The organism is Streptomyces sp. NPDC053079, assembly GCF_044546695.1.
In the GTDB taxonomy this organism is placed as follows: Bacteria; Actinomycetota; Actinomycetes; order Streptomycetales; family Streptomycetaceae; genus Streptomyces.
The window spans coordinates 14,900-38,208 of sequence record NZ_JBITZJ010000002.1; the positions used below are offsets into that span (position 1 = coordinate 14,900).

General features: G+C 70.3%; 25 protein-coding genes. 12 read left to right on the forward strand and 13 right to left on the reverse strand.

Going from position 1 to position 23,309, the window contains the following annotated elements; translation table 11 throughout:
* Positions 1–16 precede the first annotated feature (16 nt).
* Positions 17–2,443 carry a YwqJ-related putative deaminase gene (locus ACIGXW_RS07230; protein WP_399570903.1) on the reverse strand — a complete coding sequence of 809 codons (2,427 nt, stop codon included), beginning with the start codon at positions 2,441–2,443 and terminating at the stop codon, positions 17–19.
* Positions 2,440–2,823, reverse strand: coding sequence for a DUF6507 family protein (locus ACIGXW_RS07235; protein ID WP_071964958.1), 384 nt, complete (start codon positions 2,821–2,823; stop codon positions 2,440–2,442). The genes ACIGXW_RS07230 and ACIGXW_RS07235 overlap by 4 nt, the downstream gene beginning before the upstream one ends.
* A 181-nt stretch (positions 2,824–3,004) precedes the next feature.
* Between ACIGXW_RS07235 and ACIGXW_RS07240 the strand changes: the two genes are divergently transcribed.
* From ACIGXW_RS07240 to ACIGXW_RS07250, 3 genes are all read left to right on the forward strand, one after another.
* Positions 3,005–4,756: a serine/threonine-protein kinase gene (locus tag ACIGXW_RS07240; protein ID WP_399570905.1), complete on the forward strand. Its 1,752-nt coding sequence runs from the start codon at positions 3,005–3,007 to the stop codon at positions 4,754–4,756.
* 75 nt (positions 4,757–4,831) lie between these two features.
* A complete protein-coding gene (locus ACIGXW_RS07245; protein ID WP_399570908.1) occupies positions 4,832–5,842 on the forward strand; it encodes an NlpC/P60 family protein in 1,011 nt (336 codons plus the stop codon).
* Positions 5,843–6,033: 191 nt separating this feature from the next.
* Positions 6,034–6,759: a phosphatase PAP2 family protein gene (locus tag ACIGXW_RS07250; protein ID WP_399570911.1), complete on the forward strand. Its 726-nt coding sequence runs from the start codon at positions 6,034–6,036 to the stop codon at positions 6,757–6,759.
* Here ACIGXW_RS07250 and ACIGXW_RS07255 read toward each other — a convergent pair.
* Positions 6,756–6,965 (reverse strand): hypothetical protein, encoded by a 210-nt coding sequence (locus ACIGXW_RS07255; protein WP_399570915.1) that lies wholly within the window; start codon positions 6,963–6,965, stop codon positions 6,756–6,758. The genes ACIGXW_RS07250 and ACIGXW_RS07255 overlap by 4 nt on opposite strands.
* A gap of 89 nt (positions 6,966–7,054) precedes the next feature.
* On the opposite strand from ACIGXW_RS07255, the gene ACIGXW_RS07260 reads away from it, so the two are divergent.
* Both ACIGXW_RS07260 and ACIGXW_RS07265 read left to right on the forward strand, forming a co-directional pair.
* Positions 7,055–8,104, forward strand: coding sequence for a hypothetical protein (locus tag ACIGXW_RS07260; RefSeq protein ID WP_399570917.1), 1,050 nt, complete (start codon positions 7,055–7,057; stop codon positions 8,102–8,104).
* 112 nt (positions 8,105–8,216) lie between these two features.
* A complete protein-coding gene (locus ACIGXW_RS07265) occupies positions 8,217–8,405 on the forward strand; it encodes a hypothetical protein (protein WP_399572453.1) in 189 nt (62 codons plus the stop codon).
* 34 nt (positions 8,406–8,439) lie between these two features.
* On the opposite strand, the gene ACIGXW_RS07270 is transcribed toward ACIGXW_RS07265, so the two are convergent.
* Entirely contained in the window at positions 8,440–8,823 is a 384-nt protein-coding gene (locus ACIGXW_RS07270) for a metal-sensitive transcriptional regulator (protein WP_071965891.1), read from the reverse strand.
* 270 nt (positions 8,824–9,093) lie between these two features.
* Between ACIGXW_RS07270 and ACIGXW_RS07275 the strand changes: the two genes are divergently transcribed.
* Positions 9,094–9,714, forward strand: coding sequence for a DUF47 family protein (locus tag ACIGXW_RS07275; protein WP_071965890.1), 621 nt, complete (start codon positions 9,094–9,096; stop codon positions 9,712–9,714).
* A gap of 6 nt (positions 9,715–9,720) precedes the next feature.
* On the forward strand, positions 9,721–10,719 hold the full coding sequence (locus ACIGXW_RS07280; protein ID WP_071965889.1) for an inorganic phosphate transporter: 999 nt from the start codon (positions 9,721–9,723) through the stop codon (positions 10,717–10,719).
* A 122-nt stretch (positions 10,720–10,841) separates the two neighbouring features.
* On the opposite strand, the gene pstB is transcribed toward ACIGXW_RS07280, so the two are convergent.
* The 4 genes from pstB to pstS all read right to left on the reverse strand — a co-directional run bounded on the left by pstB (position 10,842) and on the right by pstS (position 14,969).
* A complete protein-coding gene (gene pstB, locus ACIGXW_RS07285; protein ID WP_071965888.1) occupies positions 10,842–11,621 on the reverse strand; it encodes a phosphate ABC transporter ATP-binding protein PstB in 780 nt (259 codons plus the stop codon).
* Between the two features lie 29 nt (positions 11,622–11,650).
* A complete protein-coding gene (pstA, locus tag ACIGXW_RS07290; protein ID WP_399570919.1) occupies positions 11,651–12,724 on the reverse strand; it encodes a phosphate ABC transporter permease PstA in 1,074 nt (357 codons plus the stop codon).
* On the reverse strand, positions 12,721–13,716 hold the full coding sequence (gene pstC / locus ACIGXW_RS07295) for a phosphate ABC transporter permease subunit PstC (RefSeq protein WP_399570921.1): 996 nt from the start codon (positions 13,714–13,716) through the stop codon (positions 12,721–12,723). The genes pstA and pstC overlap by 4 nt, the downstream gene beginning before the upstream one ends.
* Positions 13,717–13,835: 119 nt before the next feature.
* Positions 13,836–14,969, reverse strand: coding sequence for a phosphate ABC transporter substrate-binding protein PstS (gene pstS, locus ACIGXW_RS07300; RefSeq protein ID WP_399570923.1), 1,134 nt, complete (start codon positions 14,967–14,969; stop codon positions 13,836–13,838).
* Positions 14,970–15,353: 384 nt separating this feature from the next.
* Here pstS and ACIGXW_RS07305 point away from each other — a divergent pair, with 384 nt between their 5' ends.
* Complete coding sequence (locus ACIGXW_RS07305; protein WP_399570926.1) at positions 15,354–16,412, forward strand: NlpC/P60 family protein; 1,059 nt, start codon at positions 15,354–15,356, stop codon at positions 16,410–16,412.
* Between the two features lie 277 nt (positions 16,413–16,689).
* A complete protein-coding gene (locus tag ACIGXW_RS07310; RefSeq protein ID WP_071965725.1) occupies positions 16,690–17,949 on the forward strand; it encodes a fused response regulator/phosphatase in 1,260 nt (419 codons plus the stop codon).
* 19 nt (positions 17,950–17,968) lie between these two features.
* Here the strand turns inward: ACIGXW_RS07310 and ACIGXW_RS07315 are convergent, their stop codons facing one another.
* From ACIGXW_RS07315 to ACIGXW_RS07325, 3 genes are all read right to left on the reverse strand, one after another.
* Positions 17,969–18,313 carry a DUF2516 family protein gene (locus ACIGXW_RS07315; protein WP_071965727.1) on the reverse strand — a complete coding sequence of 115 codons (345 nt, stop codon included), beginning with the start codon at positions 18,311–18,313 and terminating at the stop codon, positions 17,969–17,971.
* Positions 18,314–18,433: 120 nt separating this feature from the next.
* Positions 18,434–19,030, reverse strand: coding sequence for a hypothetical protein (locus ACIGXW_RS07320; RefSeq protein ID WP_071965724.1), 597 nt, complete (start codon positions 19,028–19,030; stop codon positions 18,434–18,436).
* A gap of 18 nt (positions 19,031–19,048) precedes the next feature.
* On the reverse strand, positions 19,049–19,450 hold the full coding sequence (locus ACIGXW_RS07325) for a helix-turn-helix transcriptional regulator (protein ID WP_071965723.1): 402 nt from the start codon (positions 19,448–19,450) through the stop codon (positions 19,049–19,051).
* A gap of 189 nt (positions 19,451–19,639) precedes the next feature.
* On the opposite strand from ACIGXW_RS07325, the gene sigJ reads away from it, so the two are divergent.
* Entirely contained in the window at positions 19,640–20,482 is an 843-nt protein-coding gene (gene sigJ, locus ACIGXW_RS07330; protein WP_399572455.1) for an RNA polymerase sigma factor SigJ, read from the forward strand.
* A complete protein-coding gene (locus ACIGXW_RS07335; protein ID WP_399570929.1) occupies positions 20,470–20,925 on the forward strand; it encodes an SRPBCC family protein in 456 nt (151 codons plus the stop codon). The genes sigJ and ACIGXW_RS07335 overlap by 13 nt, the downstream gene beginning before the upstream one ends.
* 12 nt (positions 20,926–20,937) lie before the next feature.
* Here the strand turns inward: ACIGXW_RS07335 and ACIGXW_RS07340 are convergent, their stop codons facing one another.
* Positions 20,938–21,831, reverse strand: a complete 894-nt coding sequence (locus tag ACIGXW_RS07340) for a sigma-70 family RNA polymerase sigma factor (RefSeq protein ID WP_399570932.1) — start codon at positions 21,829–21,831, stop codon at positions 20,938–20,940.
* Between the two features lie 99 nt (positions 21,832–21,930).
* Between ACIGXW_RS07340 and ACIGXW_RS07345 the strand changes: the two genes are divergently transcribed.
* Positions 21,931–22,392: a carboxymuconolactone decarboxylase family protein gene (locus ACIGXW_RS07345; protein ID WP_399570934.1), complete on the forward strand. Its 462-nt coding sequence runs from the start codon at positions 21,931–21,933 to the stop codon at positions 22,390–22,392.
* A 36-nt stretch (positions 22,393–22,428) separates the two neighbouring features.
* On the opposite strand, the gene ACIGXW_RS07350 is transcribed toward ACIGXW_RS07345, so the two are convergent.
* Complete coding sequence (locus tag ACIGXW_RS07350) at positions 22,429–23,238, reverse strand: pentapeptide repeat-containing protein (protein ID WP_399572457.1); 810 nt, start codon at positions 23,236–23,238, stop codon at positions 22,429–22,431.
* Positions 23,239–23,309: the final 71 nt, after the last annotated feature.

The following is a 23,309-nucleotide window of genomic DNA, read 5'->3' on the forward strand; positions in this document are numbered from 1 at the left end:
CTTCAACCGCTCACCCTTATACGGGGAGAATCCCAAGCTCTGGAAGGATGTGAGTGCACGTACCGCAAGGTGGCAGGTAATCGCCATGGCGTTGCATCACCTCACCCGTTTTCCTGGAAACGAAGTCTCCGATCTTCCGGGTGTGGATCTTTGCGCCCTCCAGTTCCCGCTTGGCGTCGTCGAGAGTCCGTATCTGCACACCATTGTTTTCCAGCATTTTGATCCGGTCGTTGATGAGCGCGATCTCGGCGCACTTCCCATGCCCAGAGCCTGTGGGAGGTATCACCCCGGCGTCGCTCTGAGCCTTGATCCTATCGAGCAGACCCTTGAGCACCGGATGAGTGTCAGGCATCGCCTGCCCACTCATCTTGGTCATGCTGGTGTGGGAGGTGATCACGTTGTCGTGGAGCAGGCTTCCCGCACATGCCTCGACGAGCTTGTTCTCCCCGGGATTAGGCTGTTTCTGCTTGGCCTTGGCCTTCTTCTCCGCCTCAGTCAGTGGCTCCTGCAGCGCCTCGTCAGCCAGCTGCACGGTCCTTTGCTCAAGGGCGGCAACTTGCTCAGCAGGGCTCAGATGACTCACGGATTCTGCGGGGAACCGGTAGTGCCGCATCTTGCCGGCGCTCTCCCCATGCCAACCCGGCTGCGGATCCAGCTGCACGCCTCGCGGCCCGCTACCCCTTCCGCCCTGGCCACTACCGTCATGGCCGTGCGGCGACGTGGCGTCGGAGCCATGGGCCCCACCGGAGTCGGCGGCATGGTCGGAGGGTCCACTCGCCTCTTGGGCGTGTGCACCATCGGCGTCGTGGACGCCGTGACCGCCAGTGTCGTGACCGCCGTGGCCCGAGCCCGTACCCGGCGTGTTGTGACCGGAGTGTGCCGGGGTGCCGTGGCCGCCACCGGACGGCGTGTGCGAACCCGAGCCGCCACCGGTGGGATGGTCCGCGGCGTGGCCGCCCGTCGGGTGTGTCCCGTCCCCCGGGTGCGCCGAGCTCGAGTGGCCCGCCACGTTCTCCACGCGGCTGGGGCCGCCCGCGCCCTCGAGGATTTTCTCGCGCTTCCTGACCGGCGGCACGTCCTCGGGTTTGACGTTGGGCAGGTCGTGCTTGCTCGGTTCCTTCCGCGCCTGGGAGCCGGGCTGTTCCACTTCCTTGGCGTTGCGGATGGTGCCGTCGATGTCCAGGTACCTGGTGGTGCCGTCTGCGGCGTCGTACTTGAGGGATGTCGGGGTGTGATCGGACGTCCGGCCCAGGCTCGGCTTGAGCTCGGACACCAGGTCGCCGATCTTCGGTATCGCGGTTTTCGTCGCGTTCACGCCCAGCCCGGTGGCCTTCCAGACATACGTCCCGGGGTCGCTGTAGAGGCCGACCTTGCCGATCGCGGCGGCCGCCCTCGCGGCAGCACTGGCTTCACCGGCGGCTGTGCCGGCTGCGCCCGTTCTCCCTGCCATGCCGGCCTTCGTGAGAGGGCCGGAAGCGAGGGTGACCACGTTGAAGGCGGTTGCTCCGAATGCGCGTCCCGGGTTCTTCTGCCACTGGTCCCAGGCGACGAAGGACTTGCCGAACTCTCTGGCGGCCTTCTTCGCACGGATCTGGTCGGCGCTGTCCTTGTCCCTGAGCATGGTCTGGTCGAAGACCATGTCGAACGGCTTCGTGGCGTACAGGCCGATGCCATGAGCGACCGTGCCGAGGTTGCGCCAGGCTTCCTCGCATTTTTCGGAGTCAGTGAAGTTGGCCAGGGTGAAGAGCCCCTTGGCGGCGGCCCCTACGCCGTCCACGAAGAAGCCCTTGACGAGGCCGGTCGCGTTGTCCGACGTCCAGTGCCAGACCGCTTCCAGGCCGTCGTAGTCACGGCCCTCGACCGTGCCCCAAGGGGTCTTTTCTGCCTTCCCCGCGTCGCTCGGCTTGTAGCCGTACATCCCCTTCTTGTGGGTGCCGTCGTCCACGGTCAGCTGGAGGCTCTTGTCGAAGAGGCCGGTGATTTTGTTGAACGCGGTGCGTTCCGCCGCGTGGAACTTCTCCTGGGCGACCGCCACCGCCTGGATCAGGTGCTTGTTGCGGTCGACCTTGCCCTGGTCCTTGAGCCAGCGGTCGCTGTCGCCTATGTCCGCGCGGAACGCAACGGCCTGTTCGCGGAGCTGGTCCAGCTCCTTCACGATCGGGCGGATCTCCGTCGCGTACTCGGACAGCGCGGACTTCACCTTCTCGAGGTTGTCCGCGAATTGGTCCGCCCTCTGACTCACCGGGAGGGTGGAGTCCAGCAGCTGCTTGGCCTCGGGGGCTACGTAGCAGGACGACAGGCCCTGGAAAGTGGAGTGGGTGTCCGCGCCCGTGGTGCGGATGTCGGAGGCGTCCTTCGCCAGGGCCGCTACGTCCTTCTCCAGGGCGCCGATGTCGCCCGTGAAGTGGGGGATGAATATCGGGTCGATCGGGGAGCTGTTCACTTCTCGCTCCCCTTCGTGACCGCCTTGAGCTCCTCCGGGGTGGGGGCCTGACACGCCGTTCGCTGTGTGTTCGCGGCCATTTCCAGGTCGCCCTCCTCGTAGTGGCCCGTCGCGTCCATCGCGCCCTGCAGCGACTTCCTCGCCCGCGCCGCGATGAAGACGAGCTCCGGGGTGGCGTGCTGGGTGTATGCCGCCAGGGCCAGGCCCACCAGCCCCTGGCTGGCGTCGCACGGGCCCACGAGGGCACCGGCGTGGCCGCCGGCGGACTGCGCGTGATTGCCGTACGACGTGGCCTGATCGCCGAGCTTTCCGGCGACGTCCGCCGTCCGGCCGACCACCGCTCGTACACCGGCGGGCTTGATGTCCCATCCCCCAGACATGGCGGTGCCTTCCCCCAGGAATAATTCTGTTTGGCAGTCAGGTGGATGCCCTCATGCATCCGGCCTGGAGTGACAGTGTGTCACTTCAGGGACTGGAGGGTCGTGAGTATTCGTACTCACGTTTGATGGTTGCCCCGGAGGGTGGGTCGGGCATCGGGTGGCTGTGGCACAGTCTCCACCCGTGGAAGCACTACGCCCTCAGGACCCCGCAAGCATCGGTACGCACACTGTTCTCGCCCGGATCGGGGCCGGGGGAATGGGACAGGTGTATCTGGGGAGGTCGCCCGGGGGGCGGCAGTTGGCCATCAAGGTCATTCGGGAGGACTTCGCCGAGTCGCCCGAGGCCCTGGCGCGCTTCCGGCGCGAGGTGGCGACCGTACGGGCCGTGCGCAGTGCGTTCACCGCGAACCTGATCGACGCCTCGCTGGACGCGGCGCCGTACTGGCTGGCCACGGAGTACGTGCCCGGGCCCACGCTGATCGAGGCGATACGCGAGCGGGGACCGGTCCCCGCCGCCACGTGTTCGCGGCTGTTCGCCGCGCTCGCCGAGGCGCTGGCCGATGTGCACGCGCACGGGGTGATGCACCGGGACCTGAAGCCGCACAACATCATCCTGTCGGCGGTCGGGCCCAAGCTCATCGACTTCGGCATCGCCCGCGGGGCCGAGCAGACCGCCCTGACGCAGGCGGGGACCGCGCCGGGCACGCCCGGCTACACCGCCCCCGAGATCATCACCCGCAACGACGTCACGGCCGCCGCCGACGTGTTCGCGCTGGGTGCGACCGTCGCCGCCGCGGCGACCGGCCGGCCGCCCTATGGTGAGGGCTCGCTGGAGTCGGTGACGTACCGGGTCGTCCACGGCGAGATCGACGTGGCCGGGGTCGAGCCGGCACTGGCGGAGCTCGTTCGGGCGTGCGTGGCGGGTGACCCGGCGAAGCGGCCCACCCCCGCCGAGATCATCAGCCGGTGCGCGGTGACCTCCGCGCTCGTCGAGGACCCGGTGTACCAGGAGCTGGCGGGCAGCGGGCCCGGGGCGCCGCCGTCGCCCGGCTACGTACCGACGGTGATGTCCGCCCAGGCCGCGCCCCCGGCCGCCTCCCCGGCCGCATTCCCCGCCGCGCCCACGGCGCCCGGGACGCCTCCGGCTCCCGGGGCCCTCCCGGTGCCGCCTCCGTCCCCAGCGCCCCAGCGGCCGCGCACGAAGCTGTTGCTCGCGGTCTGCGCCGCCTCGGTCGTGCTCGGGGTCATCGTGGCGATCTCGGTCCAGGCGGCCGGCGACGACTCCAAGCAGGGCGGGCAGAAGACGGCCGGTACGGCGGACGCCAAGCCTTCGGCGTCGTCCTCGCCGTCCGCGGCCGATTCCGGCGCTCCGTCGGGTCCGGCCGGGAAGGAGCCCGCCTACCTCGAGGCGACCGCTCCGAACCGCGACTACTGGACGCCGCAGGAGGGCTCCAGCCCCGGCGAAGGAGCCTGTCAGCTTCCTGCGGAGGAGCGTTCCCCGCAGTTCCAGTTCTCGGTCGTGAACGCCGAGAACCCCGACATCAATGTGATGTCCGGCAAGGTGAAGGCCACATTCCGCTTGAAGTACGTCGCGCCCGAGCTCGGCAAGTCCTACTACGTCTCCGTGTCCGTCAAGCCTCCGCACGAGATCGACGCGAAGACCGGCAAGCCGTTCGAGGGCCTGCGCCAGCAGAACCTCGGCCTGGGCTACACCAGCAAGCCCGTGGACCTCATCGCCAAGAGCGACGGCTACGGGACCTCGTCCGTCGAGTTGACCTACCCCGACGACTTCAAGCAGACGGTCAACGGCAAGCCCTATGCGGACGGCATCCCCGTCGCCAACGACCCCGGGAACTGGACGGTGCTCTTCCAGCACGTCAAGGGCCCGAAGGAGTATGCGAGCATCGCCTGTTACGGCTTCACCGCGAAATAGGGGAGCGAGGGCCCGGAACACAGGACATTCCGGAAACGGCAGTGCACCGGCCCCGCGTTGGGGGAAGGTTGACGGGTGCGCAAGTTCTGGGTGGGCGTGGGTGTCGGCATCGGGATGTGCCTGTGTTTCCTCGGGCTGCTCGTCGCCGGGGTGTACGCAGCCGCTGGGAACATCATGGGCGGCGGCGGCAAGGGCACGGTCGGGCTGGCCAAGGGCGCGGTGCCGGACCAGTACCAGGCCCTCGTCACCAAGTGGGGCAACCTCTGTTCCGCCCTCAACCCCGCCATCCTCGCAGCCCAGCTCTACACCGAGAGCAACTGGGACCCGACGGCGGAGAGCCACGCCGCGGCGCAGGGGATAGCGCAATTCATCCCCGAGACGTGGGCGACGCAGGGGATGGACGGCAACGGCGACGGCAAGCGGAACGTCTGGGATCCGGCGGATGCCATTCCGTCAGCCGCCTCCTACGACTGCGAGTTGGCCAAGGACGTCAAGGGCGTATCGGGCGATCTGACGGACAATATGCTCGCCGCGTACAACGCCGGCCCGTACCGGGTCATCAAGGCCGGCGGGATCCCGTCGATCAGTGAGACCCAGGGCTACGTGAAGTCCATCCGCAGCCTGGAGAAGAGCTTCGCCCGGCCCGTCGGCAGGGTCGCGCCCTCGCAGGCGGCCGCCGGCGCGATCTACTACGCGCAGGACAAGCTCGGCACGCCCTACCTGTGGGGCGGTGACGGGACGAAGGAGGACGGCGGCCGGTTCGACTGCTCGGGGCTGACGAAGGCCGCATACGCCTCGGTCGGGATCGAATTGCCGCGCGTGGCCAACGACCAGTGGAACGCCGGCGCCCACCCCAAGCGGGACGAATTGCTGCCGGGAGACCTGGTCTTCTTCGCCAACGACCTGAAGGACCCACGGACGATCCACCACGTGGGGCTGTACGTCGGGGGCGGGTACATGATCCACGCGCCGCGCACGGGGGCCGTGATCCGGTTCGAGAAGATCGACGCGCAACCGGACTACATCGGGGCGACCCGGGTGACCGCTGACGGAGCGAAAGCTCTCCCGAAGCCGGACAGGGCATGAACGGCGGACCCTGGAACCGGACGATCGGTCACCCTTCGATAACGTCCTGGTGATCATTGGGTGGAGAGTGGAACGGCTGGCCGGAGTCGGGCGTTCCATGGAAGTGTCGAAGCAGCGCCGCGGCTGCGGCGCACGGACCACGGGGGTCGGTAGCTGGACGTAGCGACGGGCGACAGATAGGGGCCGGGGCGATGGCTGGACTCGTGACGGGAGACTCCATGCCGGTGGCCGGGGGTGAGTCGAACCCCGACGTCAGCCTGCTCTACGACATCAACGGCATCGCCAAGTCCGCGCCGAACTGGGCGGACCGGACGATGGAGTTCATCGGCGAGTACGGCATCGTGTTCGGGCTCGCCGTGCTCATGCTCTGCGCCTGGTGGAGCCTGCGGAAGAGCGCGGACGCCCCCGCGGGCGTCGCCGCGCTGCTGTGGTCCCCCCTCGCGGCCGGGATCGCCCTGCTCGTCAACATCCCCATCCGGGACTTCGTCCGGCGGCCACGGCCCTTCCTCGACCATCCCGGGCTGGAGGTGCTGGTCGACGGCAAGAAGGACTACTCCTTCGTCAGCGACCACGCGACGCTGACCATGGCGCTCGCCGTCGGCTTGTTCGTAGCGAACCGGAAGTACGGGTTCATCGGCATCGGCCTGGCGCTCCTCGAAGGCTTCTGCCGCGTCTACATGGGAGTGCACTACCCGACCGACGTCGTCGGCGGTCTCGCCCTGGGCACGGCCGTGGCGCTGCTCCTCGCGCCGCTGGCCATGATGCTGCTCACCCCCCTGACCCGGATGATCGCGGGCACCCGCGCCGGACGGCTCGTACGGTCGCCCGACGCGCCCCTGCCCGTGGTGCCGGCCGCCGGCGACCCGGCGCTGCCCGGGCAGCAGCCGTTCCACCACGACCGCGACCTCGCCGCCTAGCCCAGCGGGGGCGACGCCCGGCGCTGGCCGGGGAGATCGCCGCCCGCCGTCGTCACATGGGTCTCGGCGTCCTCACGGGCCAGCGAACGGGCCCGGCGCGCCGGGCCGTACCAGCCGCAGGAGCAGCGGGCCGTGCAGAACGAGCCGCGCTCGCTCGTCGTGGTGCTGTGTGCGGCGCCGGACGGCGCGAAAGCTGGTTCGGACACGGGACCACGCTACCCGGCCGTGACGGCTACCCCGGGGCGGTCGTTGAAGAGAACGGGTTCCACTAGCGTGCGGCAGGGGGCTTTCCTTCATGGCGGTGCAGGGGCGCAGACGCAAAGGCGCGGTCGTCGCCGGCGCGGTCGCGGGCGGCCTGGCCCTCGGGCTGCTCGTGGTGTCCGGCTGCGCCGAACCGCCGCAGGGCGACGAGGCCCGGGGCGCCGGTGCCGCCCACGGCCGTGGGAGCAGCCAGGTCCGGCAGGTCCACGAGGCGGCGGGCCCCGCGGCCGCCGACCCCGCCCGCGCGCTCGCCGCCGTGCGGCACGCCCCGAAGGCCCTGGCGGGCGTGGGCGGGGCGCGGGTGCGTACGTCAATGGAGACCGTCAGCGGTGGCACCCGGCTGACCATCCGGGGCAGGGGCGTCTACGACTTCACCCGGCCGGTCGGGCGGTTGACGGTGATGTTGCCGGAGGGGTCGGCAGGCCGGGCCGGGCACCGCCCGATCACCGAGGTCTTCGCGCCCGGCGCCCTGTATATGAAGAACCGCGGAGCCGGGGTGCCCGCCGGCAAGTGGGTACGCATCGACACGGGCGCCCTCCCCGACGGCGATCTGCTCACCAGCGGGGCCACCGACCCCCTCGCCGCGGCCGAGCTGCTGGGCGGCGCGCGCGAGGTCGCGTACGTCGGGGACGAGCGGGTCGACGGGGAGCGGGTGACGCACTACTGGGGGACGATCGACCTCTCCCGGGCCGCGCGCGTCGCGCCCGCGCGGGACCGGGCGGCGCTGGCCGCTGCGGCGAAAGGGTTCTCCAGTGGGACGGTGGGTTTCGACGCGTACCTCGACGAGCGGGGCAGGCCGCGCCTGCTGCGCTACCGCTTCGGGGTCGCGGACAGGGTCGCCGCCCGTGAGCGGACGCCGGGGGACGGCCAGCGGCCGGTGACGACGGCGGCGGCCTCGGCGATGGCGCCGGCCGCGTCCGTCTCCCCGGCCGCCGTGGCCACGGGGGCCGCCGTTTCGGCCCCGCCGTCACCCATGACGGTGGTCTCGACCGTGGAACTGTTCGCCTTTGGACACCGGCCGGTCATCGCCTTGCCCGCACCGGCCGAAATCTATGCGGGCACGGTCGCTTCGCCGCAGAAATAGCGCGGCAGGGCGTAGTTGGCCATGGAAATGGTCCTTCTGTGCCATGCGCGGAGTGTGTACCGATCACTACGCTGGAAGGCCGTGGGCGAGGTGACCCGAGGAGGTGAATCACGTGGTTTCGCGACGCGGTTCGTCCGGCGGGCCGGATCCCGTGGCCCTCATCGAGATCGATCTCTACGGGGAGCTGATGATCGCGGCGTCCAGTGCCGTTGAGGAACGGCTCAGCTTTGACCGGATCGATGAGGTTTTGCGGGTTGTGCGAGGGCAACGGGCTGAGGGGGCCGTGGAGCCCGAGGCCTGAGCGCTGGCGCGGGTCGGGGGTGGGCGCAAACGGGTTACGTCCTCAGCAGGCGGGCGATTGCTGCGCTGGCTTCTTCTACCTTTGCGTCGATCTCCGTGCCGCCCTTCAGGGCCGCGTCGGCCACGCAGTGGCGGAGGTGTTCCTGGAGCAGCTGGAGGGCGAAGGACTGGAGGGCCTTGGTGCCGGCCGACACCTGGGTCAATATGTCGATGCAGTAGACGTCCTCCTCGACCATGCGCTGCAGGCCCCGGATCTGGCCCTCGATGCGGCGCAGCCGCTTGAGGTGCTGGTCCTTCTGCTTGCTGTAGCCGTGGGGGCCCGGATGGGCGCTCTGGTCACCCTGGACGGCGGTGTCGCCGTGGCAGGAGCCGCCCGCCGCTTCAGTGGTGCTGGTCACTGTGGCATCCGTGGGCGTCATGGCGTCCTCCGTTGTCCTGCCGGCGCCTCAGTGCGCGCTGGTCATCAGCCCGTGGCGGGGGCGTCGCGCCGCGTGGTGGCCGCATGTCGGCTATCCGCCATTTGCATACCCCCGCCGGGTATATGGTACCGAAATTTATCGCCGGAGGCCCGTACCGCCTTCATGAGCACTCTGCCCGATGGGCGACACTGAGGGAATGCCAGTTAGCTGTGGCTGGATGATGCGCCTAGCATCAACGAGACCGAATCCGCTGCACCCCGAGGATCCCACGTGCGCTTTCGTCTGACCCCCAGGGAGACGAGCTTCTACGACATGTTCGCCGCCTCCGCGGACAACATCGTCACGGGCTCCAAGCTCCTGATGGAACTGCTCGGAGCGGAGACCTCCGCCCGGGCCGAGATCGCCGAGCGGATGCGTGCAGCGGAACACGCCGGGGACGACGCGACGCATGCGATCTTCCACCAGCTGAACTCCTCTTTCATCACGCCGTTCGACCGTGAGGACATCTACTCCCTCGCGGGTTCGCTCGACGACATCATGGATTTCATGGAAGAGGCGGTCGACCTGGTCGTCCTCTACCAGGTGGAGGAATTGCCGAAGGGCGTCGAGCAGCAGATCGAGGTCCTCGCGCGGGCCGCGGAGCTGACCGCCGAGGCGATGCCGAATCTGCGGACCATGACGAACCTCACCGAGTACTGGATCGAGGTGAACCGGCTCGAGAACCAGGCCGACCAGATTCACCGCAAGCTCCTCGCCCAGCTCTTCAACGGCAAGTACGACGCCATCGAGGTTCTGAAGCTCAAGCAGATCGTGGACGTGCTGGAGGAGGCCGCCGACGCGTTCGAGCACGTCGCGAACACGGTCGAGACCATCGCGGTCAAGGAGTCCTGACCCCCGGTGGATACGTTTGCGCTTGTCGTGACCATCGGGGTCGCGCTCGGATTCACCTATACGAACGGCTTTCACGACTCCGCGAACGCCATCGCCACCTCGGTCTCCACGCGGGCGCTGACCCCGCGGGCGGCCCTGGCGATGGCGGCGGTCATGAACCTTGCCGGTGCCTTCCTGGGCAGCGGGGTCGCCAAGACCGTCAGCAAGGGCCTGATCGAGACGCCGGTGGGCGACAAGGGGATGGGCATCCTCTTCGCCGCGCTGGTCGGCGCGATCGTCTGGAACATGGTCACCTGGTACTTCGGCCTGCCCTCGTCCTCCTCGCACGCCCTGTTCGGCGGCATGGTGGGCGCGGCGCTCGCGGGCGGTACGACCGTCATCTGGTCGGGCGTCGTCGAGAAGGTCGTCATCCCGATGTTCCTCTCGCCGTTCGTCGGCCTGATCATCGGCTATCTGGTGATGGTCGCGATCATGTGGATGTTCCGGAAGGCCAACCCGCACAAGGCGAAGCGCGGCTTCCGTATCGCCCAGACCGTCTCCGCGGCGGGCATGGCGCTCGGCCACGGTCTGCAGGACGCCCAGAAGACCATGGGCATCGTGGTGATGGCCCTGGTCATCGGTGACGTCCAGGACAAGGACGCCGCGATCCCGCTGTGGGTCAAGCTGGCCTGTGCGATCACGCTGTCGCTGGGTACGTACGCGGGCGGCTGGCGCATCATGCGGACGCTGGGGCGCCGCATCATCGAGCTGGACCCGCCGCAGGGCTTCGCCGCCGAGACGACGGCCGCCTCCGTGATGTACACGGCATCGTTCATGTTCCACGCGCCGATCTCCACGACGCATGTCATCACCTCCGCGATCATGGGCGTCGGCTCCACGAAGGGCACGCGCGCGGTCCGCTGGGGCGTCGCCAAGAACATCGTGATGGGCTGGTTCATCACCATGCCGGCCGCGGCGATCGTCGCCGCGTTCAGCTTCTGGATCGTGAACCTGGCATTCGGGTGACCCTCCCGGATCTCGTCCGTTGAACGGATCGGGCCCGCCCCCTGGTACGAACAGGGGGCGGGCCCTTTGCCTTGCGGCGGCACCGCCATGCAGCACCGCAAGGCGGCTGGGGGAGGGGCGGCTCAGCCGAAGCGGCCGGAGATGTAGTCCTCCGTGGCCTGGACCGAGGGGTTGGAGAAGATCCGCTCCGTGTCGTCGATCTCGACCAGCTTGCCCGGCTGGCCGACGCCCGCCAGGTTGAAGAAGGCGGTGCGGTCGGAGACGCGGGCCGCCTGCTGCATGTTGTGGGTCACGATGACGATCGTGAACCGCTCCTTCAGCTCGCCGATCAGATCCTCGATGGCGAGCGTGGAGATCGGGTCGAGGGCCGAACAGGGCTCGTCCATCAGCAGGACCTGCGGCTCCACCGCGATGGCCCGAGCGATGCACAGTCGCTGCTGCTGGCCGCCGGACAGGCCCGCGCCGGGCTTGGTCAGGCGGTCCTTGACCTCCTTCCAGAGGTTGGCGCCCTTGAGGGACTTCTCCACGATCGCGTCCAGCTCCGCCTTGCGGATCCGGCCGCCGTTGAGGCGGACGCCGGCGGCGACGTTCTCGTAGATGGACATCGTGGGGAAGGGGTTCGGCCGCTGGAAGACCATGCCGACGGTGCGGCGCACGGAGACGGGGTCGACGCCGGGGCCGTAGAGGTTCTCGTCGTCCAGCATCACCTTGCCCTCGACGCGGCCACCGGGGGTGACCTCGTGCATGCGGTTCAGGGTGCGCAGGAAGGTGGACTTGCCGCAGCCGGAGGGGCCGATGAAGGCGGTCACGGAGCGGGGCTCCACAGTCATCGAGATGTCCTCGATGGCCTTGTGGGAGCCGTAGTAGGCGGTGAGGCCGCTGACGTCGATTCGCTTGGCCATGGGGATCACTACTTCTTTCGTACGGACGGTCAGCGACCGGTCTTGGGGGCCTTCCAGCGGGCGATGCCGCGGGCCCCCAGGTTGAGGAGCATGACGAAGGCGATGAGGACCAGGGCCGCCGCCCAGGCGCGGTCGTAGCTGGCCTCGTTGCCCGCCGCCCACTGCTCGTAGATGTAGTACGGCAGGGAGGACTGGGCGCCTTCGAAGGGGTTGTTGTTGATCAGCTGGGAGCCGAAGACCAGCAGGACGATCGGGGCGGACTCGCCGGCGATGCGGGCCACCGCGAGCATCACGCCGGTGGCGATGCCACCGATGGCGGTCGGCAGGACGACCTTGAGGATCGTGCGCCACTTCGGCACGCCGAGCGCCAGGGAGGCCTCGCGCAGCTCGTTCGGGACGAGCTTGAGCATCTCCTCCGTGGAGCGGACGACCACCGGCATCATCAGGATCGCCAGGGCCATGGAGCCGGCGAATCCGGAGTAGCCGTTGTCCAGCATCAGGATCCAGAAGCTGAGGATGAACAGGCCCGCGACGATCGAGGGGATGCCCGTCATGACGTCGACGAAGAAGGTCACGGCCTTGGCGAGCCGCCCGCGCCCGTACTCCACCAGGTAGATCGCCGTCAGCAGGCCGATGGGGGCCGCGATGGCGGTGGCGATGCCGACCTGCTCCAGGGTGCCGATGATGGCGTGGTAGACGCCGCCGCCGGGCTGGATGGTCAGGACGCCGCCCATGGAGTGGCCGAGGAAGGCGCCGTCGAGGACCTTGCTGCCGCGCGCGACCGTCTCCCAGATCAGGGAGACCAGCGGCACGACGGCCAGCAGGAAGCAGACCCACACCATGCTGGTGGCCAGGCGGTCCTTGGCCTGCCGGCGGCCCTCGACGCGGGCCGCGAGCGCGTACATCGCGGCGACGAAGAGCACGGCGGCGATCAGGCCCCACTGGATCCGGCTGCTCAGCCCGGCGCCCAGGCCGACGCCCACGCCGACGGCGGCCGCGGCGGCCGCGAGGGCGGCCGGGGCCCAGCGGGGCAGGCGGGGCTGGTGGAGGCTGTACGAGGGCCGGTCGGCGACGGCCGGCTTGTCCAGGGTCGTGGGGCTCATGCCGTGTACTCCTTGCGGCGCGCGATGATCAGCCGGGCGGCGCCGTTGACCAGGAGGGTCAGGACGAACAGCACCAGGCCGGAGGCGATCAGGGCGTCCTTGCCTATCTCGCCGGACTCCTTGAAGCTGCTCGCGATGTTCTGGGCGAACGTGCCGCCGCCCGGGTCCAGCAGGCTCGTGCCGATCTCGAAGCTGGGGGAGAGGACGGTGGCCACGGCCATCGTCTCGCCGAGCGCACGGCCCAGGCCCAGCATCGAGGCGCTGATGACGCCCGAGCGGCCGAAGGGCAGCACCGACATCCGGATGACTTCCCAGCGGGTCGCGCCGAGCGCGAGCGCCGCTTCCTCGTGCATCTTCGGGGCCTGCAGGAAGACCTCGCGGCTGACGCTGGTGACGATCGGCAGGATCATGATCGCCAGCAGGATGCCGATGGTGAAGAGCGAGCGGGCGGCGCCGTCGTTGTACTCGAAGACGCCGGTCCAGCCGAAGTAGTCGTCCAGCCAGCTGTAGAGCCCGCCCAGGTGCGGCACCAGGAAGAGGGCGCCCCACAGGCCGTAGACGATGGACGGCACGGCGGCGAGCAGGTCGATGACGTACGACAGCGGCGTGGACAGCTTGCGCGGCGCGTAGTGCGAGATGAACAGCGCGATGCCGATGGCCACCGGCACGGCGATGACCATGGCGATGAGCGAGCTGACGATCGTGCCGAACGCCAGGACGGCGATGCCGAAGACCGGCGGGGTGGCATTGGCGCGCCACTCGAAGGTGGTGAAGAAGTGGCCCTCGTTGTGGGAGAGGGCGTTCGCGGCCCGGATGGTGAGGAAGACCGCGATGGCGGCCATGATCACCAGAAGCAGGATCCCGGAGCCGCGGGAGAGCGCGAGGAAGATCCGGTCACCGGGGCGGGCGGCCGCCTTCGCCTGGTCGGCGGGGGCCGGAGCGCTGCCCGGCAGGGGCGGCGGTGTGGCTGCTGTGGCTGGGGTTATGTCCATGGGTTTCTCCGGTCTGCGGAGCGGGCCCCCGCTGGGGGCGCCGCTCCTGGCGCGGCGGTGCACCGGATGGTGCGGCCGGGCCCCTGCCGGGGTGGGCGGGGTGCCCGGCCGCACACGGGTCAGGAGAGGTTCGCGATGCTCTCGCGGACCTTCTTGGCGATCTCGGCCGGCAGCGGGGCGTAGCCGAGGTCCTTCAGGACCGACTGGCCGTCCTCGCTCGCGATGTAGGTGAGGAAGGACTTGGTGGCGGGGAGCGTGTCGGCCTTGTTGCCCTTGTCGCCGACGACCTCGTACGTCACCAGGGTGATCGGGTAGGCGCCCTCGGCCTTGGTGGCGTAGTTGAGCTTGAGGGCGAGGTCCTGGCCGGTGCCGGTGATCTTCGCCTCGGCGATGGCCTTGGAGGCGTTGTCGGAGGTGGCCTCGACCGGGGCGGCGGCACCGGTGTTGATCTTCACCGTGTCGATCTTGTTGGCGGTGGCGTAGGACAGCTCGAAGTAGGAGATGGCGCCCGGGGTCTGCTTGACCTGCGAGGACACTCCGGCCGAGCCGTCGGCCGACTGGCCGCCCTTGGCCGCCCAGGCCTTGGCGGGGGCGTAGGGCCAGGACTTCTCGGCGGCGGCCTTGAGGTACTTGGTGAAGTTGTCCGTGGTGCCGGACTCGTCGGAGCGGTGGAATGCCTGGATCTTGAGGTCCGGGAGCTTGGCGTCCGGGTTGAGCTTCTTGATCGCCTCGTCGTTCCACTTCTCGATCTTCGAGTCGAAGATCTTGGCGAGGGTGTCCGCGTCCAGGACCAGGTTGTCCACGCCGGGGACCTTGTAGCCGATGGCGATCGGGCCGCCGAGCAGGGGCAGGTTGATGCCCTGGCCGCCCTTGACGACCTCCTTGGACTTGGCGACCTCTTCCGGCTTGAGCGCCGAGTCGGAGCCCGCGAAGGCGGTCTTGCCCTGGAGGAACTCCTGGATGCCGGCGCCCGAACCGGTGGGCTTGTAGTTGACCTGGATGTCCTTGCAGGCTGCCATGAAGTTCTTGACCCACAGGTCCATGGCGTTCTTCTGCGCGGACGAGCCGGAGGCCAGCAGCTGCCCCTTCCCCTCGCACTTGATGTTGCCTGCGGCCTTGGTCGAGCCGCTGCCGCCGCCGGAGCCGTTGCCGCTGTTGTCGTCCGAGCCGCACGCCGTGAGGACCAGGGCGCCGGAGACGGCGATGGCGCCGAGGGCGACGGTGCGAAGCCGGTTGGTGCGCTGAAGCTTCACTTTCGGGTGTTCCTTCCGGGAGCCGCCGCTCGGGCGGCGTGCGAGAGGTGGGATGAGGCTGTTCCGCTGCATGCGGGCGGGGACCGTTCGGACGGCATGGCCCGCACCCTCTACGGCCGAAATTAGGCAGATCAGGTGAAGCGGTCGATGGGTCAGAGTGAACGGAGGGTGAACCTCGGCCGTCAGGGTGGTGGCCCCTGGAGAGGCCGGTTCCGGTCGAAGTGTGACGCAGCCCTCTGTCGATTTGCGAGCGGACATGACAGCATCCGATCCTTGCGTGACGGCGCGTCAGGCGCGGGGGCGGAGTGGTGGAGGTGTCCGGTGGGGTGTCCTGCGAGGCGTAGCGGCGGCGTCGGCGGTGCGGTGGCGGGCAGACGGTGGCGAGTGGCCGCCGCGACCGCGCTCGCGAGCGCGGTCATCGGCGTCCTGGGCGCCCCGGGCGTGGCGTACGCGGCCCCCGGAACCCCGCAGCCCCCGTCGCCCGGCCCCTCGGCCGGCGCCACGCGGAGCCTCGAGGACGTGCACAAGGAAGTGGAGACCCTCTACCGCAAGGCGGAGGCCGCCACGGACGCGTACAACGCGGCCGGCGAGCAGCTGCGCCTGCAGGAGAAGTCGGTCGAGGAGATCACCCGGCGGATGACCGCCGCGCAGGAGCGCATGGACCGGCTGCGCAACGAGGCCGGCGCCCTGGCCCGCGCCCAGTACCGCAGCGGCGGGCTGACCCCGCAGACCCAGCTCTTCTTCAGCGCCTCGCCCGACAACTTCCTGAGCGGCGTCGCCCTCGCCCGCAAGGGCGAGCAGGCCACACGCGGCCTGCTCGCCCAGGTCGAGGCCCTGCGCGGGGAGCTGCAGGGGCACGCCAAGGCCGCGGACGAGCGCCGGAAGGCGCTGGACGCGGAGCGCGGGAAGAAGGAGGCCGCGAAGAAGGAGATCGAGGCCCGGCTGGAGGCGGCGAAGAAGCTCGAGTCCCGCCTGGAGGAGAAGGAGCGGGAGCGGCTGCGGCAGCTGGAGGAGGAGCGGGCCCGCCAGGCGCAGACGGCCTGGCTGGCCTCCGACGCCGGCAAGGGCCTGGCCGGCCAGGGCTCCGCGGCTACGGGCGAGGGCAAGCGCGCGGTCGACTTCGCGACCGCCCAGATCGGCAAGGACTACGTCTGGGGCGCCGAGGGCCCGCAGTCCTTCGACTGCTCCGGTCTGACGCTCAAGGCGTGGGCGGCCGCCGGCCGCGCGATACCGCGCACCTCGCAGGAGCAGTGGCGGCAACTGGCCAAGGTCGACGTCAAGGACATGCGCGCCGGGGACCTGGTGATCTACTTCTCGGACGCCAGCCACGTGGGGATGTACGTGGGCGACGGAACGATCGTGCACGCGCCCCGCCCGGGCCGGCAGGTGACGCTCGCGGGCGCCGGTTCGATGCCGATCCTCGGGGTCGTGCGGCCGGGATAGGGCGCGGGGGCGGACCGGTGGCGACGGCGCGAGCCGCGGGCTACCGGTCGGCTACAGCGCGTTTATTCATACGCTTGTACGATGTGACGCTCGTCATCGCGCGGTCCCTCATCCGGGGGCATTCCGCCGCCAATTCCCTTTGTGGCGAGGGCATATGACAGAGGCGGGTGGCTCCGTACCATTCCGTTGGGCCGGGCTCTGGCGCTAGGGTCACCCTCGGTGCTCGCCCCTCGGCGAGGCGCCGTGCCCTCGGGGGGAGGGAAAGGAAGCCGACGTGATGCCCGTACCCGCGCCGAGGCAGGCGGAGCCCTCCGCCGTGCTGCCCGACGGCGGGCTGACACTGCTCGTGATCGAGAACGACCCCGGTGGCTCGCTGTCCGGCCCGGACATGGCGGACATGACCGGCGCCGCCGGCAGGCCCGTACGCATCCGTACCGCCCGCAACCTCACCGAGGCGGAACGGTTGCTCACCGACGACGTGCAGTGCATCCTCCTCGACCTCGCCCTGCCGCCCGTGGACGGCCCGTCCGGCAAGCAGCCCGGCGGGGCGTGCGGATCCGACGGGCCGGACGAGATGGACACGCTGCGCCAGGTGCTGCGGCTCGCCCCGCACCACGCCGTCCTCGCCCTGACGGCCGAGGCGGACGCCGAGCGGGCGGCGGAGGCGGTGCGCGTCGGGGCGCAGGACTACCTCTGCCGCGACGAGCTCGACGGACGGGTCCTGAGCCGGGCCATCCGCTACGCCGTCGAACGCAAGCGCGCGGACTTCGCGCAGCGGCAGCTCACCGAGACGCGGCTGCTCGCGAAGGAGAACGCCCGCCTGGAGCGCGGCCTGCTGCCGCACCCGCTGCTGGCCGGCTCGGAGCTGCGGTTCGCCGCCCGCTACCGCCCCGGGCGCAGCCGGGCCCTGCTGGGCGGGGACTTCTATGACACGGTCCGCACCGAGGACGGCACGGTGCACGCGATGATCGGCGACGTGTGCGGCCATGGCCCGGACGAGGCCGCCCTGGGCGTCGAACTGCGCATCGCGTGGCGCGCCTTGACGCTGGCCGGGCTGTGCGGCGACGAGCTGCTGGCCACGCTGCAGCAGGTGCTGGAGCACGAGCGGGCGGACGAGGAGATCTTCGCGACGCTGTGCACGGTCGACATCGCCCCGGACGGCCGCACGGCGGCCCTCTGTCTGGCCGGGCATCCGGCCCCGCTGCTCGTGAGCCCCGGCAGGCCGCCCGTGCTGCTGCCCCAGGACGGCGGGGGGCCGGCGCTGGGTCTACTGTCGCCCGCCCGCTGGCCGCACCAGGAGGTCGAACTCGGCGACGCCTGGAGCCTGCTGATGTATACGGACGGCCTGATAGAGGGCCGGATCGGTGCGGGCACGCGGCGGCTGGGCCAGGAGGGCATGATCGAATTGATTGCCCGTCAGGTGAAGGAGGGGCTGGGCGGCGAGGAGCTGCTCGACGCGGCCGTCACCGAGGTGCGGGCGCTCAACGGCGGGGAGTTGACGGACGACCTGGCCGTGATGCTGCTGGACCGCGGGTAGGCCGGCCGCCGTCGTCGCGCTACCGGCCGCCGTTGTACGGGCCGTAGGGGCCGTCCGAGCTGGAGCCGCCGCGCCGGCGCGGGCCGCCGCGGCCGGTGACGTGCCGCAGGGCGGGGCGGACGTCGACCATGTAGACGATCGTGGCGATCAGGCCGAGGACCGGCAGGAAGGCCAGGATCCCGAAGAAGATGTTCACGGCCACCGCGATGGCGAGGATGATCAGCCAGAAGCCCTTGGTCTGCTTGTCCGCCGCCCGGTAGGCGTCCTCGCGCCGGACCGCCGCGTCGACCAGGGCGACCGCCGAGAAGACGAGCAGGCCAACCGAGACCCAGGACAGGACTTCGCCGAAACCTTCTACCAGCATGCCGTCCACCTCTTGTCAGTGCGTCTGCTGCCCACCGTACCGGGAGAACGATCCGGGCACGCGGGGCGTGCCCGGATCGCCGCGGGTCACCGGCCCGGCCGCCGCCGGGCCGGCCGGTCGCTACTCGCCGGTCTTGGCGTCCGCCTTCTTCGCCGCGGGCTTGCGGGCAGCGGGCTTGCGGGCGCCCGCGGGCTTGTCGTCCGCCTCGGAGGCGCCGGCGTCGGCCTCGGCCGGCCGGCCCTCCTCCTTGGCCTTCGCCTCGTCCCCGTTCGCGGATTTCGCGGGCTCCGGGTCCGGCTCGACGGCGACGGCGATCTCGGAGATCTCCTCGGCGGCCTCGCCGCGCCAGGTCTTCACGGCCGTACGGCCGCGCTCGACCAGCTCCTCGAACTTCTCGCCGGCCTGCGCCGCGATGGTGAGGGCCTGCCCGACGCCCTGGCCCGCCAGGTCCTGGGCGGTCTGGCCCAGCTTCTTGGCGTCGGTGTCGATCGTCCCGACGATCTCGGTGAACTTCGCGGTGACCTGCGTCTGGACCTGCTTGGCCTGCCGGGTCACCCGCTCGCCCAGAACCTTGGGGTCGGTGTTGCGCAGCTGCTCGAAGCGCTCGGGGGCCTCGGTGACGAGCTGCCCGATCTTCTCGGCCGCCAGGTCCGCGGCGCCCGCGGCTGCGTAGGCGGTGTCGGTGGCGGTCTTGCGGATGTCTTGGGTGATGGCCATGTCGATGGGTCTCCCGGATCAGCTCGAAGGTGTGCTGCTCGAAGGCTTGTCGTGGTCGTCCGGTACGTCCGTCGCGAGCGCGTTCTCCTTGCGGAAGGACTCGTAGATCTGGAGCAGCACCTGCTTCTGCCGCTCGTTGATCGAGGGATCGGCGAGGATCACGCTGCGGACCTCCGCCTCGTCCCGGTCCCGCTCGTCGAGGATCCCGGCCTGTACGTACAGCGTCTCGGCGGAGATCCGCAGCGCCTTGGCCAGCTGCTGCAGGATCTCGGCGCTCGGCTTGCGCAGGCCGCGCTCGATCTGGCTGAGGTACGGGTTGGACACTCCGGCGGCATCCGCGAGCTGCCGCAGCGTCAGCTGCGCGGTGCGCCGCTGCTCGCGGAGGTACTCGCCGAGATTGCCGACGTTGAGTGATGCCATGGGAGCGATGCTGCCCCACGTTGCTAACTTTTGCAAGCAGGTGCTTGCAAAAGTTTTTCGGCCGAGGTGTCACGGTTCCCCGCTCCGGCGTGTCTCGATGGACGTCGCAGGAGAGTCGAAAGAGGGGAGCCGGGTGTGGTCGACGCCTTCACCGAACACCGTCCGCTGTTGTTCACCATCGCCTACGAGATGCTGGGCAGCGCCGCCGACGCCGAGGACGTGCTGCAGGAGAGCTACCTGCGGTGGAGCGCGGTCGATCCGGCCGCGGTGGAGCATCCGCGCGCCTACCTGGTCCGCGTGGTGACCCGGCAGGCCCTCAACCACCTGCGCGCGGTCAGGGCGCGGCGCGAGGAGTACGTCGGCACGTGGCTGCCCGAGCCGATCCGCACCGCACCCGACGTGAGCGAGGACGCGATCCTGGCCGAGTCGGTGTCGATGGCCATGATGCTCGTCCTGGAGACGCTCGGCCCCACCGAGCGCGCGGTGTTCGTGCTGCACGACGTGTTCGGCTACACCCACGGCGAGATCGCCGCCTCGATCGGCAAGACCGAGGTCACCGTCCGGCAGATCGCCCACCGGGCGCGCCGGCACGTCCACGCGCGGCGCCGCCGCTTCGAGCCCGGGTCCGACGGCGGACGGGAGATCGTCCAGCGGTTCCTGCTCGCGGCGACGACCGGCGAGGTCCAGGAGCTGATGGACCTGCTGGCGCCCGATGTGGTGTCGCTCTCCGACGGCGGCGGGAAGGTGGTCGCCGCCCGCCGCCCGATCACCGGCCGCGACGAGGTCGCCCGGTTCGTCCTCGGCGTGATCCGCACCGGCACCACCGCGGCGACCCGCGTCGAGCACACCACCTACAACGGCATGTCCGCAGCACGGTTCCTGACGGACGGTGAGCTCGACTGGCTGGTCGCCTTCGAGATCCACGACGGACGGATCACCGGCCTCTACGGCATCCGCAACCCCGACAAGCTGCTGCACGCCGACACCGTGCACCCACTCGACAGAGGGGAACACCAGCCGTGGAAACCATGACCGTCGAACGTGTCGTCAACGCCCCGATCGACGACGTGTTCGCCTGGCTCACCACGACCACCCACTACACGCGTTCGCCCCTGGTGATGCGCTGCCGTCTGACCCGGCGCGGTGAGGGCGCGCCCTACGGCGTCGGCGCGGTGCGCAGTCACCTGTGGCTGATCGGCTGGTTCCGGGAGCGCATCACCCGCTACGACCCGCCGTACGCCACCGACTACGTCGTCGAGCGCAGCCTGCCGCCGGCCCGGCACGAAGTCGGCCGCATGACGTTCACCGAGGTCGAGGGCGGCACCCGGGTGTGCTGGACCACCCGCGCCGAGATCCCCGTCCCGCTCCTGGGCGCCTTCCTCACCCGGCACGTCGCGCGGCCGATCATCACCCGTACCTTCGGCAACATCCTCGCCGCCGCCGACAGCGCGCTGTCCGCACGCCCTCAGCGGTGACCGGGCGGGAGTTCACCCGCCGAGGACGCTCAGATCGATGCGGGCGAGGCGCTCGGGGTCGGTGAGGATGTCGAGGGCGGTGACCCGGTCGTTCCGGATGGTGAACGCCATGACCGAGAGCACCCGCCCCTCCGCCACCGCGACCACGCCGGGGGTGCCGTTGACCAGGGCCGGGAGCGAGGCCTCGGCGAAGCGGGCGAAGGTGATCGCCTGGGAGGCGACGGTGGCGGCGCCGCGGCGGATCAGGCCGGGGCGCAGTGCGCCGCCGTCCGAGCGGGCCACGATCTGGGGGTCGAGGACCGCGACGAGGGCCTCGAAGTCCCCACCGCGGGCGGCGGCGAGGAAGGCGTCGACGACCGAGCGCCGGCGGGCCAGGTCGGTGTCGGGAGCGGGCGCCTGGCCCTGGACGCGGCGGCGGGCGCGGCTGGCCAGCTGCCGGGTGGCGGCGGGGGTGCGGCCGAGGACGTCGGCGATCTCGTCGAAGGGCACGGCGAACATGTCGTGCAGGACGAAGGCGAGCCGCTCGGCCGGGGCGAGGGTGTCCAGGACGACGAGCAGGGCGATGCCGACCGAGTCGGCCAGCAGGATCTCCTGCTCGGGGTCGAGGCCGTCCGGGCCCGAGACGACCGGGTCGGGGAGGCGGACGTAGCCGTCCTCGTCGTGCAGGGGGTCCTCGCGCCGCGTGGTGCGCGAGCGCAGCATGTCCAGGCACGTCCGGCCGACCACCGTGGTCAGCCAGCCGCCCAGGTTCTCCACCTCGGTGACATCCGCGCGGCTCAGCTTGAACCAGGCCTCCTGCACGGCGTCCTCGGCCTCGCTGAGCGAGCCCAGCATCCGGTAGGCCACCGCCCGCAGATGGGGGCGCTGCTCCTCGAACCGCTGCGCCAGAAAATCTTTTTCGCTCACCTGTCACATCCTCGCGTTCCGATCCGTCAGTGCAGTGACGGACACCAAGCGGGCGGCGCGGCAAGCGCACCGACCGGCCGACGAACGGAGAATATGATCATGAATGCCCGGATGAAGAACCCCGCGATGGTCCTGCCCGACGCCATGAAGGGCATCCAGAACCTCTTCAAGGCCATGCACCAGGGCGGCGTGCCGCAGGAGATCATGGAGCTGGTGCACCTGCGCGCCAGCCAGATCAACGGCTGCAGCGCCTGTGTGTACGGCGGCGTGGACAGCGCCAAGAAGGCCGGTGTGAGCGACGAGCGGCTCCACGCGGTCGCCGCCTGGCGCGAGGCCCCCTTCTTCACCGACGCCGAGCGCGCCGCGCTGGCGCTCGCCGAGGCCGCCACCCGGATCGCCGACCGTACCGGTCAGGCCGTGCCGGACGACGTGTGGGACGAGGCCGCCGACCACTTCGACGAGCAGCAGCTCGCCGCCATCATCCTCATGATCGCGACGACCAACTTCTTCAACCGCATCAACACCACGGTCCAGGAGCCCGCCGGCGCGACGTGGGCCTGAGCGCGCACCGGGCGGACGAACCCGCCGGGCCGACGGCTACTTCGCGCCGGCGACCTTGCCCGTCCAGTGCGAGGGGCGGGTGAGCGCGGGCGGCAGCTTGGTGGCGGCGTTGCCCTTGGCGGCGTTGACCTGGGGCTGGGTGAGGAAGAGGGACCCGGTGAGGTCGGCGCCGCTCAGGTCGGCGTCCCGGAGGTCGGCGCCGATGAGGTCGGCGCCCCGCAGATCGGCGCCGGTGAGGTCGGCGGCGATGAGGTAGGCGCCGCGCAGGTTGGCGCCCCGCAGGTCGGCCTTCTTGAGGCGGGCGCCCATGAGGTCGGCGCCCCTGCGGTCCTTGCGCTTGCCGCCGGACCCGGCCCGCGCGAGTTCGCTCGTGCGCAGCAGGAGGGTGTTGACCTGCTGCCGGTGCGCCGCCACGTCCACGTCGGCGAGCGGCCCAGCGTCGAGGAGGGTGAGGCGCTCGGTCTCGTCGAGGGCGCGGCGCAGATCCTTGTGGACCGGGCGGGCCGCGGGCAGCGTGAGGGCCTCGGAGAGGTACCAGAGCAGCTCGTGCAGCTGCCGGACGACCGGGAACACGTCGAACATCTGCTGCGCGGTCTCCGGGGCCTGCCGCCAGTCCCGGCCGCCGAAGGTGACCTGTGAGACCTTCTGCCCCGCGCCGAAGCAGTCGTAGACGGTGCAGCCCCGGAAGCCGCTCTTGCGCAGGCGGGTGTGGATGCCGCAGCGGAAGTCGCTCTGGAGGTTCGTGCAGGGCTTGCCGGCGTTCTTGTTGACCGCGAAGTCCGCCGAGGCCGCGAAGGGCAGGGCCACGCAGCACAGGCCGAAGCAGTTCCCGCAGTCGCCCAGCAGGTCGAGCCGGCGGCGGCCGCCGGCGTCGGCGTCCGTGCTCCGGCCCGCGTCCGAGCTGGTGTTTCGGTCTT